This window comes from Pseudomonas multiresinivorans (genome assembly GCF_012971725.1).
Classification (GTDB): domain Bacteria; phylum Pseudomonadota; class Gammaproteobacteria; order Pseudomonadales; family Pseudomonadaceae; genus Pseudomonas; species Pseudomonas multiresinivorans.
Genome location: NZ_CP048833.1, coordinates 1,703,861 through 1,719,498, shown reverse-complemented (window position 1 = coordinate 1,719,498; position 15,638 = coordinate 1,703,861). Strand labels below are relative to the sequence as shown.

Annotated in this window: 15 protein-coding genes and 2 pseudogenes; 4 read left to right on the top strand and 13 right to left on the bottom strand. The window is 57.4% G+C overall.

Annotation, left to right across the window (positions count from 1 at the left end; all coding sequences use genetic code 11):
* Nucleotides 1-84 precede the first annotated feature (84 nt).
* The gene (locus G4G71_RS07835; RefSeq protein WP_169936601.1) at nt 85-318 is read right to left on the bottom strand and encodes a type II toxin-antitoxin system Phd/YefM family antitoxin; all 234 of its coding nucleotides are present in this window, start codon (nt 316-318) and stop codon (nt 85-87) included.
* Between the two features lie 2,663 nt (nt 319-2,981).
* Between G4G71_RS07835 and G4G71_RS30185 the strand changes: the two are divergent.
* From G4G71_RS30185 to G4G71_RS30175, 4 genes and pseudogenes are all read left to right on the top strand, one after another.
* A pseudogene (locus G4G71_RS30185) lies at nt 2,982-4,967 on the top strand (RHS repeat-associated core domain-containing protein); the annotation flags it as partial.
* A 386-nt stretch (nt 4,968-5,353) separates the two neighbouring features.
* Entirely contained in the window at nt 5,354-5,947 is a 594-nt protein-coding gene (locus tag G4G71_RS07825) for a tetratricopeptide repeat protein (protein WP_169936599.1), read from the top strand.
* Between the two features lie 211 nt (nt 5,948-6,158).
* Nucleotides 6,159-6,383: a DUF7336 domain-containing protein gene (locus G4G71_RS30180; protein WP_420825990.1), complete on the top strand. Its 225-nt coding sequence runs from the start codon at nt 6,159-6,161 to the stop codon at nt 6,381-6,383.
* Complete coding sequence (locus tag G4G71_RS30175; protein ID WP_169936598.1) at nt 6,384-6,767, top strand: DUF4279 domain-containing protein; 384 nt, start codon at nt 6,384-6,386, stop codon at nt 6,765-6,767.
* Between the two features lie 158 nt (nt 6,768-6,925).
* On the opposite strand, the gene G4G71_RS07815 is transcribed toward G4G71_RS30175, so the two are convergent.
* The 12 genes and pseudogenes from G4G71_RS07815 to G4G71_RS07760 all read right to left on the bottom strand — a co-directional run bounded on the left by G4G71_RS07815 (nt 6,926) and on the right by G4G71_RS07760 (nt 15,060).
* Nucleotides 6,926-7,918, bottom strand: coding sequence for a phage integrase (locus G4G71_RS07815; protein WP_169936597.1), 993 nt, complete (start codon nt 7,916-7,918; stop codon nt 6,926-6,928).
* On the bottom strand, nt 7,915-9,207 hold the full coding sequence (locus tag G4G71_RS07810) for a hypothetical protein (protein ID WP_169936596.1): 1,293 nt from the start codon (nt 9,205-9,207) through the stop codon (nt 7,915-7,917). Before G4G71_RS07810 ends, G4G71_RS07815 begins: the two co-directional genes overlap by 4 nt.
* Nucleotides 9,208-9,446: 239 nt before the next feature.
* Nucleotides 9,447-10,736 (bottom strand): zonular occludens toxin domain-containing protein, encoded by a 1,290-nt coding sequence (locus tag G4G71_RS07805; protein ID WP_169936595.1) that lies wholly within the window; start codon nt 10,734-10,736, stop codon nt 9,447-9,449.
* Nucleotides 10,737-10,739: 3 nt separating this feature from the next.
* Nucleotides 10,740-11,096 (bottom strand): DUF2523 family protein, encoded by a 357-nt coding sequence (locus G4G71_RS07800; protein WP_084358758.1) that lies wholly within the window; start codon nt 11,094-11,096, stop codon nt 10,740-10,742.
* A 5-nt stretch (nt 11,097-11,101) separates the two neighbouring features.
* Entirely contained in the window at nt 11,102-12,412 is a 1,311-nt protein-coding gene (locus tag G4G71_RS07795) for an attachment protein (RefSeq protein WP_169936594.1), read from the bottom strand.
* Nucleotides 12,413-12,558: 146 nt separating this feature from the next.
* Nucleotides 12,559-12,810 carry a major capsid protein gene (locus G4G71_RS07790; RefSeq protein WP_169936593.1) on the bottom strand — a complete coding sequence of 84 codons (252 nt, stop codon included), beginning with the start codon at nt 12,808-12,810 and terminating at the stop codon, nt 12,559-12,561.
* A gap of 12 nt (nt 12,811-12,822) precedes the next feature.
* Nucleotides 12,823-13,074: a hypothetical protein gene (locus tag G4G71_RS07785; protein ID WP_169936591.1), complete on the bottom strand. Its 252-nt coding sequence runs from the start codon at nt 13,072-13,074 to the stop codon at nt 12,823-12,825.
* Between the two features lies 1 nt (nt 13,075).
* Nucleotides 13,076-13,297, bottom strand: a complete 222-nt coding sequence (locus tag G4G71_RS07780; RefSeq protein ID WP_169936589.1) for a hypothetical protein — start codon at nt 13,295-13,297, stop codon at nt 13,076-13,078.
* A 16-nt stretch (nt 13,298-13,313) separates the two neighbouring features.
* The gene (locus G4G71_RS07775; protein ID WP_169936587.1) at nt 13,314-13,730 is read right to left on the bottom strand and encodes a DNA-binding protein; all 417 of its coding nucleotides are present in this window, start codon (nt 13,728-13,730) and stop codon (nt 13,314-13,316) included.
* A 578-nt stretch (nt 13,731-14,308) separates the two neighbouring features.
* Nucleotides 14,309-14,641, bottom strand: coding sequence for a lysogeny maintenance protein PflM (gene pflM, locus G4G71_RS07770; RefSeq protein WP_169942552.1), 333 nt, complete (start codon nt 14,639-14,641; stop codon nt 14,309-14,311).
* 70 nt (nt 14,642-14,711) lie between these two features.
* Nucleotides 14,712-14,756 (bottom strand): annotated as a pseudogene (locus tag G4G71_RS30170) (hypothetical protein); the annotation flags it as partial.
* A gap of 31 nt (nt 14,757-14,787) precedes the next feature.
* Nucleotides 14,788-15,060, bottom strand: coding sequence for a hypothetical protein (locus G4G71_RS07760; RefSeq protein ID WP_045217776.1), 273 nt, complete (start codon nt 15,058-15,060; stop codon nt 14,788-14,790).
* Nucleotides 15,061-15,638: the final 578 nt, after the last annotated feature.

Sequence of the window (15,638 nt, the reverse complement as noted above, 5' to 3'; positions counted from 1 at the left end):
GTAGCGGCAGGAGGGTATCTCCAACGACTCGCTGGCCTGCCGATACGCCTGGACAAGCATCTCGATAGGTTCTCTTTCAAGGGATCAGGCTTCCTCGCACGGTTGAATTTGAGCCAGAGAACGCTCCAAATGAGCTACGTTGGCCGGTGACTTCAGCAGATAGAGAGTTTCCAAAAGGCTATTGAAGCTGTCGAGCGAAAGCAGCACGGCATCCGGAGCATTGCTCCGCGTGATCACCGTGAAGTCTGAGTTATCAACAACGTCGTCAATGACCTTCTTTAAGTCTTTTCGGGCTTCAGAGAAACTCACAACACGCATGAGGGTATCTCGTTTCTCAATTCAGTACACAAATCTAAAGCCTCAGTCCGTATCTAGCAATTAGCCAAGGCTGAATCTGCCACTCCTTGTGGCTGAAATCTCAGCAGGGAACGCTCTGGCTTCCAACACTTTTCCTCCTCCCTGAGCTACCACCAACGAAGCCTCCTAACCAGAACAAATAAAGCAGCGCTGACATTAACAACTCAACACAGACGCATTGCCGGTGCGTTACCCTCATATTGCAGTGCATCAACCATCTAATGTTGCCATGATGTGAACCAAGGAGTAAAAAACCTCAAAATCAAAAACTAAAAATAAACATACCCCCCTAAAACCGGCCAAAACCGCACTTTCTATTTACAGAAATAAATAACTGGAACCTACAATCAGCCCAAACTTCCACCCACCGAAATACACAAAAAACGTCAAGGATCATCATGAAAGGGAAGACAACATATATCGCAATAAATTTACTACTCTGCGCAACGCTTACTTCCATCGAAGCAGCGGAGATAAAAACAAAGCCAACCACCAGCTACGGCGTGAATGGCTCAATTCCATATTTGAAGTTTTCATCTCTCAGCGAGCTCATATCCAATCTTAACTCAAGCGCCGAATTGACGTTCCAGAAGTGTTTAAACGCTCCAACATATAGCTGCACACGCAACACCATCACCAGCGCGACACCTGTCGGAAGCGTTACCATTAACAATGAGCCACTGACCTATCAGCTTTCCCGAACAGCCTTCACTCAGACCAAAAATTCCGCCGGAAGTATTTCGACAGGAACTGCACCGGCAGGAGGACTTGGGGCAAACGTACACTTGGACTGTCCTAAGCCTTTCAGCGGCACACAGACCGGCTACCCATCGGACACCCGCACAGCCGAATGCTCGTTGGTTGAGAAAAGCTCCTGCTCAGCAACCGCTAATCCCATCCAGATTGCGGATGGTATGAAGTTTTTCCGCGAAGAGGATTACCGCAGCGCGGATGGTCTGCTGGACATACAACGGATCTACCGCGACCAATATAGCGGCTGGGCAATTGATCCCCCTGATCGTCTTATCGTGCTTGCCCCCTCCAGCTCCATATCCTCTGCGACAGTGTTTGGCGCGCGAGGTATTCAGCCATACAACAGTGTTTCCGTTTTCAATCGCTATGCCTTGGATCCGGACAATCCCACTAGCACGGAGGCCTATGCAAATATCGGACGTCCGGAATGGGTGAACACCAGCACGGAGCGCACCGTTTACCTATGGCAAGGCCGCAATCGCTATCGATTCACAGGTAATGACAATACTCTCAAGGGCGATGGGCCGATTGGCCTGCGCACTATCCTGCGAAGCGTCGACGCCAGCGCCCATGGCGGGGCAAGCTGGAAACTCATAGACGGGCAAGGAAACATTTCATTGTTCCAGCCTGATGGACGACTCCTGCGCTATTCGCCGGCAGCGGGCGGCGGTATCGATTACGAGTACGGCCCTTATGGGCTGAGCAAAAAGACCGACCATCTCGGCCGATCCATCGTTTATGCCTACGATAGCCAGGGGCGGTTGATCAGTGCCACGCCGCCAGACGGCAAGGTCATCACTTACGAATACGGTAATGACCCTAAGCAGGCAACCTACTGGCAAATCACCAAGGTTGCTTGGCAGGACGGCAGCAGCGTCAGCTATCTATACAACGAACCCGGAATGACGGGGACCGGCTCGACCAGTCCGATTCTCGTTACCGGAAAACTGGACGCCAATGGCCAGCGCATCGGTACCTACAAGTATTCCAGCGACCTTGTCGTCAGTAGCGAACTCGCTGGTGGTGTCGATAAACGCATCGTCCAGGTTTTGGGAAACTACTCGTCGGTAAAGACCAGCCAGGATGTTCAGTACAATCATTACTTCAGCAAGACGCTGGCCGATGGAACGCAGCTTGCCACCTCCGTTGCACAGCCCGCCGGCTCCGGCTGCCCTGCCAGTTCCAATGTCATCGATTATGACGACAAGGGTCTGAAGCGCTACCAGGCAGACTTCAACGGCAACAAGACCTTGTATGGCTGGGACAGCTCCCGCGCTTTGGAAACCGTGCGTGTCGAAGGCATCAATCTGAACGACAGCACCGACTATCGACCTGACGGCAAGGTGCTTCCGGCGGGCGCCAGAAAATTCAGCACGCGCTGGCACAGTATTCACCGTAAGCCAATCCAGCAGTTCGCCCCCCGGCTGCAAACGACCTATCTCTACAACGGCGATAGCGACCCTTTGGCCGGAAACCAGCCCATCCAGTGCGCACCGAGCGAGCTGCCCACTCTTTGCCGCGTCACCGAACAAGTGACGCAGGATATCACCGGCGCGCAAGGTTTCACTGCGCAACCGGATACCAGCACACCCGCTAGAGTGACCCGCTACACCTACAACGCACGAGGCCAGCTACTGACCCTCACGCAGCCCGGTAGCTCAACGGCGGACTACAGCCTGGCTTACTACGAATCCACTGGCGCGAACTATACGCAAGGAGACCTTGCCAGCATCACCAATGCCCTAGGCCAAGCGACAACTTATTCCCGCTACAATCGGAACGGCCAACCCTTACTCATCACCGATGCCAATGGCGTTGAAACGCTGCTGACCTATGACGTGCGCGGGCGCGTATTGAGCCAGTCCACCGCCGGCGCCACAACCCAGCAACACTACGACAGCAACGGACTTCGCAGCGCAACGGACCTGCCCAACGGCGCGAGGCTCAATTACCAATACGACGCCGCGCAGCGACTAATTGCTATCAGCAATAATCTAGGGGACCGCATTGAGTATTCGCTCGATTCCGAGGGTAATCGGTTGGGCGAAAAGCGGTTCAATGCCAGCGGTACGCTGACCTATTCGCTGAGCCAGGCATTCGATGCGCTTTCGCGCCTGAAGCAGATCACCGATGCCAACGGGAATATCCGCGACCTGCGCTACGACCCGAATGGCAACCTGACCGGCACAACCAACCCGAGGAGATACGCTAGCGCCGATACTTACGACGCCTTTGATCGTCCGAATAAGAATACCGATGCACTCCAAGGCCAAACGCAACTCAGCTACGACACTCAGGGAAACCTGACGCAAGTGATTGATCCACGCAGCGTCACCACCCGCTACGAGTACGACGGCCTGGGCAACCAGACCAAGCTGATCAGCCCGGACAGCGGCACCAGCACCTTCGAGTACGATGCCGCCGGCAACGTCACGAAGCAGACCGACGCCCGTGGCGTGGTGGTTACCTTCAGCTACGACGCGCTGAACCGCCTCATCGCGCGGCACTACCCGGCCACCCCGGCGCTGGACGCCACCTACAGCTACGACGCCACGGCGAACGGCAACTTCGGTATTGGTCGCCTGACTGCCATTCAGGACGGCAGCGGTACCCTCGCCTACCGCTACGACGCGCGCGGCAACCTGATCGAGCAGGCACGCAGCCTCAGTGTGAACGGCCAAACGCTGGCGGACACCCTGACCTTCCAGTACGACGCCGCCGACCAACTGGTGGGCATCGGCTATCCGAGCGCCGTGCAGGTGGGCTACCCACGCAACGCGGGCGGCCAGGTCAGCAACGTGACGCTGGCCCTCGATGGCGGCAACGCCAGTAACCTGGCCAGCGGCATGAGCTACCTGCCCTTCGGCCCGCTGCAGCAACTGACCTGGGCCAATGGCATCCAGATGAGCCGCACGTACGACCAGGACTACCAACTGACCCGCCAGGACGTCGGCCCGTGGCGCAACGACTACCAGCGCGATGCCAACGGCAACATCACCGAACTGGCAAACAACCTCTGGGGCACGCTGACCTTCGGCTACGACGCACTGGACCGCCTAACCAGCGAGAACGCCACCGGTAAGCAGGGCAGCTACAGCTACGACGCGGTGGGCAACCGCACGCAGCGGCAGGTCACGGAGAACGGCGCCACAGCGACCACCACCTACCAGTACGCCAGCAACAGCAACCGCCTGACCGCCATCGACGGGCAAGCCGTCACTGCCGACGCCGCCGGCAACCTGACCCAGGACCGCGCCAGCCGACTGCTCGGCTACGACGCACAGAACCGCCTGGCCAACGTGAAGATCAACGGTCAGCAGGTCGCCGAATACCGCTACAACAGCCTCGGCCAGCGCGTGGCCAAGCTCACCAGCCAGGGCTTCACCACCTACCTGTACGGCCCGGACGGCCAACTGCTGGCAGAGACCGACTACAACAGCGCCGGTACACAGCAGCGCAGCCAAACGTACCTCTGGCTGGACAACATGCCGCTGGCCAGCGTGGAGAAGCAGGGCAGCGGCGTACCGCGCGTGCTCTACCTGCACAGCGACCACCTGAACACTCCGCGCCTGGCGACTTCAGCGACTCAGCAGATTGTTTGGCAGTGGCAGTCGGATGCCTTCGGCAATGGAGCACCGGATCAGGATCCTCAGGGTAGCGGGCATCAAAATGTGCTCAATCTTCGTTTCCCAGGACAATATTTCGACTTTGAGACCGGACTGCGCTACAACTATTTCCGCGACTACGACCCCGAGACGGGACGGTACGTCGAAAGCGATCCGATTGGGCTTTACGGTGGATTGAATACCTACGGGTATGTAATGGGGAATCCACTTAATCTCATCGACCCAATTGGTGAAGCGGCTTTAGAGATCCCCGTACCTGACATTATTCTTGACTTGCCCGACTGGGTGACAATCCCAGGAGGGCGGGCTCTAGGTATGGTGGGTGCCATTTTGTCGTTGTCAGGAGACACGGCACAAACACGAGACCGAACTATTCCTCAGCCCGAAAAGCCGAAAAAAGGCGTGACCTGTATTTGCAGGGCATCCTCAAATGGTCTTCAAGAAGGAAACTGCCCAGATGATGAATTTGCATTCGGAAAAGCAACTGCGCCAACTAAAACCGAGGCAAGGGCTGAAGCCGAAAGAATTGCTAGAAAAAATCTAGGAAAACAGGCGAAGCATACTCAGTGCAAATGCACTGACAATAAAGGAAATCCAGTCTATTAGGTGGGTGCGAAATGCCACGTAGAAGTGAAGATATTTTTCTCAGCAAAATGGACAGCGTCGCAGCATCCGTTATCAAAGAGGCCATTAAAAAAGTAGACCAGGGGGATTGCGATAGAGCACGGGAATTACTCAACCCTCTTATCATCAAGAAAGATGCGGCTGCAATTTTTTATGCAGCTACTTTTGGTGTCCCGGGCGAAAGCCTTGAGCACTTTGAAAAGCGAAGAATTGAGCAATTGCAACAATCAGCAAAATATGGCTACGCACCTGCCATGCATGAATTAGCGATACACTACGACTCTGGCGATCTAGTTCCGCGAAATCTTGAAAAAGCGGCACAACTATTCAGACAAGCAGCTGAAAAAGGCCACCCGCACGCTCAATGGATATACGGCCTGGATCTTATCCATGGAAGGAATGGCATCGAGAAAGATGAAAAGCTCGGTATTGAGTATGTAAAAAAATCAGCGGAATCCAAGTTTGAAGGCGCATTAGAAAGCATGGCTGAGTTCTATAAAAAAGGAATACACGGCTTCCCTCTAGATGCAGATAAGGCACGCCACTTTCAAGGAAAAACTAATGACAAAGATATCATCGGATATTAGCTCTTGCAGAGCGAGTTATTAACGCTCCCTGAACGGTATTTACCTCCTCCCCACACTACTGACGGAAAGGCGAAAAAAGTTTGTAATGGCCGACGCTTTGCCTCGCGGGTTACGCCTTCGGCTAACCCGCCTAGCCCATATAAACTAAGCCTGACGACGTTCGCAGCTCCTCAAACTCAAAGTGATAGATCACATGTGACAGGGCGTTTAAATGACCGAGAAAAGAATTATGCGATCATATTTACTATCTCATTGGCAATATCCTGACATGGAAACATTTAAGATAATCGGCATCTTCTCCACACAGGAAAAGGCAGAGGAAGCCATTTCCAATATTAAAGACGATCCGGGATTTAGGGAAAACCCCCAAGGGTTTGTAATAGACCCTTACGTTACAAATCAAATCCATTGGGTAGGCGGATTCGGAAGCGAATAGATGGATGGATCTCTTCAGATCGACTTTCAGCTTTTGGGAACTACCGTGCTTCCGAAAGACATCTCAAGAATTATTGAAATAATTCCTGATACCGCACTTCAACAAGGAGAGCGAAATCCTACTCGCGGGCTACCTCGACAGAGCATTTGGTCGATTCGATCGAGATCCTCATCAAGCGATCTTGTTGATCACTGGAAAAGTTTAGAGCCAGCGCTGATCAAATCAAAAAATGAGATCAGAGATATAGCAATGACTGGTAGAGCGAAACTAACGATCATAGTTTCTGACGGAGACAGAGTTCCATCACTTACAATCCCTCCCTCCATGTCTCAATTTGCCGGATTTATAAACGCAGAAATAGACATCGATCACCTCCAGCAGTAGATATCTTTGAAGAGGCAGCCATAAACCGCTGATTATGGTCTCCCCTACTTCTTAAAAGCACTCCTGAGAACCGGGACCTGCAGAATTTTAAATTTCAATAAAGCCAACTCAACAGCTGCACCGAGGCAGCTCTAGATTATTTAATTACCATCCAACTACTAGTTATTCAAACATATTCCACCTTGCGCAATTGGGGACAAGCGCATCGCTGATTCAAAATGGTCCGGCGACAAGTGCGCATACCGCATCGTCATCGTGATTGACGAGTGCCCCAAGATCCGCTGCAGCGTGAGGATGTCCCCTCCTCCCATCATGTAATGGCTAGCGAAGGTGTGGCGGAGGATGTGGGTCAGTTGCCCCGGCGTCTGGAATCCACAGCGCTCATAGGCGCAACGGAAGGCGGCGCGGCAGGACATGAACAGGCGACCGGTTCCAGGCATGCCTACCTTGAACATCAGTTGCTCCAGCTCGGCCGGGATCGGCACTGAGCGGCTCTGACGGTTCTTGGTCCGGTGGTAGTGAACCTTTCCCCCATGCACGGCCCCACGGGCGATGCTCTCGGCTTCTTCCCAGCGCGCACCTGTAGCGAGGCACAGGAGAGCGACCGGGTACGTGTGGTTGTTCGTGCTGGCCTTGCACTCCTCGAGGAGCTGGGCGACCTGATCCAGAGTGAGGAAGGTCAATTCGACCTGATCGGTCTTGATCTGCCGGACGTTGGCCAGCGGGTTTGCCTTGTGCCATGAGCCGAGACGGATCAGCTCGGAGAAGATGGCGGACAGGTAGCGTTGCTCATGGTTGACCGTCTCCGGCTTCACCTCGGTCAGGCGACGTTGCCGGTAGCGTGCCCACGCGAGCGAATCGAACTCGAAGGCCTGCGGATCGCCGAGGCGTTCGGCCAATGCTTGGCAACGAGCCAGACGCTGTTTGCCGTCTTTCAGAGTGCAGCCGTGGAGGTCATACCAGACCTTCACCAGATCAGAGAGACGATCATCCAGCGGGCGGCCCGTCTCGCCCAGGACGGCGAAGAAGTCCTGTTCGTAGCGAATGGCTGCGGACTTGGTGGCGAAGCCCTTCTTGCGGATCCTGCGACCAGAGCGACCGTTATCGTAAAAGTCAGCCGTCCACGTCTTCCCATCCTTGCGCGCGGTCATATCGCGTAGCCCCGCCTGATGTAGCGATCGTTGATCAACCCAATGACGTGCTTTTCGAGGTCGCGAGTGCTGTAGCCCTTGGCGGTGTAGTGGTCTTCGATCACATGCCAGAAGGGGAGCGTTCTCCCGACCTCAAGCGCTTTTTTTGGCGGGATGCGCTCCCGTGCGATCAGGCTGGCGAACTGACCCAGGAACATCTCGCAGTTCTTGCCGGAGAAGCCCTGAGCGGTCTTGTAGTAGCGGCGGTACTCGGTGCGTTCTATGAGCGGATCGGCTTCTACCTGGACCTTGGTGTCGAGGCTGATCAGCGACCAGAAGGCGTCGAAGATCCCTTCCCGGGAAATGAGCTTGTAGTTGTCGCAGGCATACTGCCAGAGGCCTTGCAGGTGCGGGCAGAGGCCTTCATAGGTGCGACAGCCGATCACCTCGCCAGAAGTCATCGTAGAGCCTTCGGAGAACTGCTGGACGATGGAGTGGTGGAAGCGGAATTCGATACGCCACACCGTTTCCAGCGGGTTGAAGGCGGGTTCACCATCGCCGAAGGGATCACCGTTCAGGGATGCCCACACCGATTCCCAATAGTCGAGTTTGTCGGTCGCTCTCGCCTGCAGCGTTTTGTTGTACAGGCACATCTGCAGGCCGTTGGCCGAGCCGAACATGAACGTCTCACCACGTCCGTAGACCGAGGCGTTGCCGTCATATTCGATGCGGTCGATGCCGCTGATCTGGCGTACACGCCGGGAGCGGCAGTGCATGCGGTCCACTAAGTCCACGGGTGGGGTCCAGCCCTGCACGTCGAGGGCGATATGGACGGCGCACTGGTTCACTTCGCAAGCCGAGAGCACTCCAGCGGCCAGGTCATCCATTACGCCCTGCAGGATCTTCGGATCGGCACCATCCAGGGCGTGTGGAGACACCTCAATCTTGAGGTGCGGGCCGATGTTTTCGAGCTTCACGTTATGGTTCTTGATCAACAGGATCAGACCAAGGTCGGCGTTCTGTAGCCGGTACTGGTAGCCCGAGTCCCGACCGATGCGGCCCTTGGCCCATTTGTAGCCGGCGAAGTTGACGAGATCCTCGGGCTCATCGAACAGCGCCATCACTTCCGGGCGGATCATGCCGTTGTACAGCTGCCGCACGGTATCGACACCACAGCGCAGCAGGCGCACACCCGACAGGTCGGCAAATCTGCCGTTGCTCGGGTCCATGAAAATCCGTCCTTCGGACGACTCATAAAAATCCCCGTTCTCCTTGAGGATCAGGCGGAGGGGGTGAACTGCCTTTTTCATTCTTTCGTACCTTCAATGAGGTTTATTGAGGTGCTTACTCGTTAGCTATCCGACGTGTTACAGGGTCGTCGGCCGCGCCTTCGGCCTACCGCTCGTGCCTGGCGCTCCCGGCCGGCGGCGCGGCTCGCCGACTCAAAACGGAAACGCCGACACCGGCTGCAGCACCTGCAGGGCGGTGAGGAAACCGAGCGCATAGGCGAGTGCGAGCAGCCCGAGGGCGTTGATCAGTCCGTGCTGGGTCATTGCTTCCTCCAGGGGCGTGAGGCGTATTCGGAGTCGGGCACCACCGTCAGCGACGCTGGCGTGTTGGGCGGTGGTGGGCCGGCGGGTGTGACGATGGGGGCTGAGGGATTCACGCCGGCCATCGTTCTGGGCGGTGAGCCGGTGCAGGTGATGGTCTGCTTCCACTTCTCAAAGGCGAGCTCGGCCATGCACTCGCCCTTGGGGATGACCCGGTAGCCCGACCCCATCAATTGCCAACTGGTCAGTTCCAGATGCCGGCCTTCCGGGTCATCCAGGGCGAACATGTAGATGTCGCCCTTCGACTGTCGGTAGGCGTGGGCGAGGATGCTGATGCGGCGGTCGGCGAAGGGATGGGCGCTCAGGTCAACAGGCGCACCAGCTGGCCCAGCAGGTAGAAGACCAGGAGGAACAAAGCTACTCGCAGCAGGACGCGCCGCAGCAGCCACAGCAGGGCTTTGCGCAGAGGTCGCAGGATGAGTTTCATCAGGTGCCAGATGAGGCGCGGAAGAGGTTTCAGCAGGCTTACCGCCGATGACCTTGAGAGGTCCCATATAGCTGACAAAGCCAATAGTGCCGGCCAGCAGTGCCAGTAGAAGAACCAACTTAGGCGACCGGAACAGACTCTTGCCGGCCTTGGTGTCCTGGGTCTTGCCGGTGGCGGTGGACTGGTAGAGCCGGAAGGTCTGCTTTTTGATTCGCTTGTATTCGACGATGGTGCCGTCAGCGGGTGGTCGGTTGAGCTGGGCGTCATGCTGGGCCTCCTTGTACCGACCGGGGATGCCGATCACCGCGAGGTTGGAATGCTTGTAGGCCATCTCGCAGGTCATGCGGATGTCGTCGCGGATGTAGCTGATATTCGGGGTGGTGAGGACGATGTCCCAGTTGAAGTGGCGGTGCCGGGTCCAGGCATCCAGCCAGCCCATGGGCCGATCCGCTTCGTGCGCCGCCTCGGGGCCGCCGGGGTAGTCGAACTTCTCCAGATCCTTTTCCCGCCAGGACTTGGGGAACAGCAGTTGGGTTTCGTCGAAGATCAGGAACGCGCCGCGGGGTGCCCACTGAAACCACGTGCGCATCTGGTCGAGGTCGGCCAGGGATTCGAGATCGAGGTTGATGATCTGTGCGGTGTTGGGCAGATCGGGAAACACGGTGTAGGCGCGCTCCAGGGTGAAGCCACGGACGTTGGTGATGATGACGCGGCCATCCTTGAGCGCGGGCACGGCATCGTCCTGGATCGCGCCGGAGGTTTTGTACGAGCCATTGGGGCCGTGGTGAATCTTGATGGACATGACTCACCTCCCAATGATCGGCACGAAGCGCATGCAGAACCGGGTGGCGGCGGCGGTCATGATGATGTTGAGCGCCTGCGGTACGCCGAAGAAGGCGAGGCCGGCCGCAATGGGGGCCGGTAGCGCCGCGTACATACCTCGAACCATGGCGGGAATACCGAGGCCATCGATCAGCTCGCGGGCGACTGTGAAGCTGACATCGAGCAGCAGGATGAAGGTCTGCAGGGTGCTGTAGATGATCGCCTTGGTTACGACGACCAGGCCGTCTTTGACGAAGTCGTAGATGCCCTGCGCGAAGAAATCCCAGATCCACTGAAAGAAGCCGATGATCTGGTCGAGAAAGCCGGAGAGCCATTCCATATAAGTCAGTCCTTCAAGATGACGAAGGCAGCGATCAGCGCGGCCATCAGCAGCAGCGCCAAACGCATGTAGGAGAGTTGGGTGGAGTAGTCGGCGACGCACAGGCGGTAGGACTTGCCCCAGACGGTGAAGGAATCGCAGGGCAGTTGGCCGCCGCCGGTAGACAGCTGAAGATCGAAGGAGCCCTTGAGCTGATCGATGTTGGCTTTCACCGCGTCCTTGAGGTCTTTCTTGGCGTCCTGAACCTTCTGCTCCCACTCCTTGTTGGCCTCGTCCCAGTTGCCAGCTTTGGGCTCGCTCAGCTCGCTGGAGGGGCCATTGCCTTGGCAGCCGTTCGGGTCTTTGGCGGGGTCGCATTGGCCTTCGCCATCGCCATCCCCGTTTCCGCTACCGGAGCCGTTTCCATTACCGCTGCCTGACCCGGATCCATCACCGCCACCGGTACCGGGATCGGTGCCACCGCCCGTGCCTGGGTCAGTGCCGCCACCGTCTCCCCCGCCATTGCCGCCACCTGTGCCGGGGTCCGTTCCGCCACCCTCGCCCGGATCGGTGCCGGGGTCGGTTGGGGTCTTGACGCAGGTGGTGCCGGACCACGAATAGCCGTCCGGACAGCCAGGGTCATTGGGATCGGAGGGCGGGGTATTGGGGTCGGTCTCGCCTTCGGGCGGGGCGGGATTCGGTGAGTCGCCTACCGAGGGCGGCAGGGCGTTATCGACGGCGCAGTTCTGGCCGTCGCTGGACATCGAGTAGTTGCAGAAGCCTTGGCTAGTAGAGCCAGGAACGAGATAGCAGGAGGTGGCCTTGCTGGAGTTGAGTTGGTACTGGCAACTGCCGCTGCACACCGTCGAAGGCGGCGTGCTGAGAATGGTGACGCGACCGGCAATGGTGGTGGTCGGCGAGTCCGGGCCACGGGTCAGCAGCGGCATGCCAACTTCGCAGGTAGGCGGCACCACGCAGCTACCCGAGGAGTCCTGTTGCTGACCGGCCGGGCATTCACACTGGCCGTTGGTGGCGCTCCAGGCTGCACCGGTGCCGCAGGAGTCTCCCACTCGGACAAACGTGGTGCTGCCGCTGAAACCAGAGTTGGTGAACTTGAGCTGACACTTCACCGTCGCTGGGTTGGTCATCGTGACGATGACTTCAAGCGGGCTACCGGGGAAGTTCTTTTGATTCAATGCCCGGTAAGCCTCACATACGGCACCGGCAGAGCTGTACATCTGGTTGCCGTACTGGAATCCGTACAGCGCCGCTTGGGCCAGCTGCGGCAACAGCAGTGCTGGCAAACACCACAGCAGCCCCCTTAGAAATCTGTTCATTCCCCACTCCGGACAAGAAAAAAGCCCCTGCGGAATCAACCGAGGGGCTTTCCGCTTCCATCAGGCGGTTAGAAGAATTCGCCGCATCGGTACCCGGTGATGAAGGCGCCGGCGAAGAACGCCCCCAACCACACCGACCAGAGCACTTACGCTTTGCGCAACATGCTGTAGATCAGGCCGGCGACAGCGAGGATGACCAGGGCACCGACGATGTAGCCGCCGATGTTGGACATGTCGCCCTTGCCGTCGGTGATGGCCTGTTCGACGGCGGTGGTGTCGATGACACTGGCGGCGAAGGCCGGAACCGAAGTCACGGCGGTGACGGTGCCGGCGATGCACAGGTTGCGGAACGAGCGGATCGGGTTGAACTTGGCGATCTGTTGTTTCATGGCGTTCATGGTGTTTCCTCTCTACTTGGCTTTACGAAGAAGTGACGCGACCCAGCCAGTTAAAAGCCCCGTCACGAATGCCCCGAGAACGCCCGCAGCACCGATGCTGAAGGCCTCCAGGGAGAACCCGCCGTTGACCAGGATTTCAATTGCTCCAGCGGCCTCGGGCGGAATGAGGTAGGCCTGTTGCCATTCGATGTGCTGGCACTGCATGAGGCCGTCCGCCGTGGACGCCCAGCTGGTGCAGACCTGAACGGCAACCACGCCTGACATGTCAGCGGGCCTCCTTGCGTGGGTGGTCGCACCAGCTCCAGAAAGAGCGCAGGACGAACCACCACAGGGCGAAGAAGGCGAACGCAGCCGCGATCACAGCGATCACGGAATCCAGCGGGTAGGGTTCGAGGAATTCGCGCACCGCACGCACGGCAGGCGATACGGCGCAGAGAATTGCCACGTACAGAACCCAGCCGAAGGCGAAACGGAGCGGCGCTTTCATCTACCTACCCTCGCCGTCAGGACTTGCTGCTGTCGGAGGGTTTCTCAGCGGTGGGCTGAGTTGGGCGCTGGGCTTGTGTCTGGGGTTGCGGCTGGCGGCTCGGTGCCGGGGTGTGTACGTCTTTGCCGATGGCGAGCAGTTCGGTCAGGACCTGGGTGTTCTTCGTGTTGCCGAAGCGGTCCTTGGTCGGGCGCACCACGCTGGCGAACTTGCACAGCACCGGGGAGCCTTCGAAGACGATGCCGTCGAGTAGGGTCGGCTCGATGTCGTACTGGGTGATTTCGAAGCCACGGGCATTGCCGCGAGCGCCGTCCGGGATCGGGGAAATCGCCTGGACGCTGGCGTAGATTTCGCCGGAGGTTTTGGAGGTGAAGGTGTCGGTCTGGATGACCCACAGTTCAACGACTCCGCCAGTGGTTGCAAACATGTTCATCTGAAGCTCCTTTGCCTTTTTCGGGCATGAGTTGGCCCGCTGCTGCAATTCGGCTTGTTTGCCGTTAATTCAGCGGGGATGGATAAGTGATCGTTAGTTGCCAGTTAAAACCGCTCTAAATCGCGGCTTTCAAGAAACTGACGGGATCTACTTCAACACAAAAACAAGCGTAAAAACCGTCGATAGATATTTATCAAAATGGAGCCTATCGCTCTGAAACAGCGAGGTTTTCCAAGGTTTAAGTAGCTCCTGACTGATAGGAGTTGTTAATCACACCAAGGGCTCTGCCCTTGTCATCCCGCTCTCACCGCCGAGGGCTCAGGAGCGCGGGGCGGTGGTGCTGCCCCTCACTCCCGAGCGGAGGCTATTCAGGGAGGGGGACGGTCAAGGGTGCGCTTCGCCCAGCGCTCCGTTTGTCCGAACGGGAAAGCGCGTTCGGACAAGCCGGTGCGGCGGCCCTGGACCTGATTGGCCCATGAGGGGATGGTGTGGCGAGCGTGATGGCGGCCAACCACAGCGCCAATGGCCAGCAGGACGAGCCAGAAGATCAAGTGCGGGATCGGGTTAAAGGCCATGGCTCAGCCCTCCAGCTCGAATGGCTCGCGCACTGGGACGAAGGGCGTTGGCTTCCCGCTGTCGTAGATAACGTGCCAGTACTTCGGGGGACGGAGCGCGGGCATGTGTTTCGCGCAGGTAAAACCCCGTTCCACCCGGTAGGTCGAGGAGATCGAGCGCCACGCTCCAGCGACCATCTTCATCACGGTAACTACGGTGACGACTCGCGTAGGGCGGCATGCGGTGCACGGTGTGGATTGGCAGGGACTGATTTTCCCCAGTTCGCGACGGGACCAGCAGACAGAGCAGTCGCAGTCCTCGGGATGCGGTCGGTCCAGGTACTTGCTCGGAAGCATCGGTGGGCACCTCCCCTTCGAAGCTCTGTTGAAGGCGGAAGATCAGTTCGGCGTTCAGGGAGCGGAGAGAAGCTTCGGCGGCTTGCTCGACCTGGGAGCGCAGGTCCGGAGGCATGCGCAGCTTGAACTGGGAGAAGGACCGGGCGTCATTCATCGTCATAATCCCCTTGGCAGAAGATCGACTTACCTCGGTCGAGGTCGCGGCGGATTTTGTGGAGGTTGATGACGCGGCGGCGGCCAATCTTGGCGGTCGGCACCGTCTTGGTTTCGACCCAGCCACGCACCACGTCTTCCGTGATGTCTTCCAGGCCCAGCATCTGAGCGAATACCGCCTGGGAGCAGAACGGAGCGGTACGAAAGTCCGTGACCTTTTCCATTGCTCCCGTGACGGTGAACCCCACTATTCCAGACTCTTCCATGTGAACCCCCTATAATCGCGGCTACCTGCACATATCGAGCAGGTGGAATATTTCCACAAGATGGGTGGAATATTACCACTCCCCACGAAGAGTGGAATAATTCAACATTGCTTTTTTAGACTGATATGGAATCAACACAGGAAAGAGTTCGTGCATTTATGTCTAAGCTAGGTCACCGTGAGGTGGGCCTTGTCACGGGCATAAAGGAGGAGCGGTGCAAAACCATCCGGTACGACAAGAGGGCAAACCTCCGTACCAATGAGCTTGATCTCATTGCGGAGCATTACCCTCAGTACTCTCTATGGTTGCGCACGGGCAGAGTCGACCCAGCCAATGGGGAAATTAGCCCCGAATATGATGAGGCTGATCGAAACTTGGCAGGACAAGACGCGGGATAGAGATAACTCAAACGGTCGCTAGGCGTTGGTTTGCCCGAGAGAACACCGTCAAGGAGAGATAGGTCCTAGTAGTAGGCATTGGGCCTACACAACACGAACAAGGTGACGAGCATGAACAATAAATAGACGGAGCCAATGTTTTCAGTATTTTCTTATTGTCACTGGACACAACTAGCATAG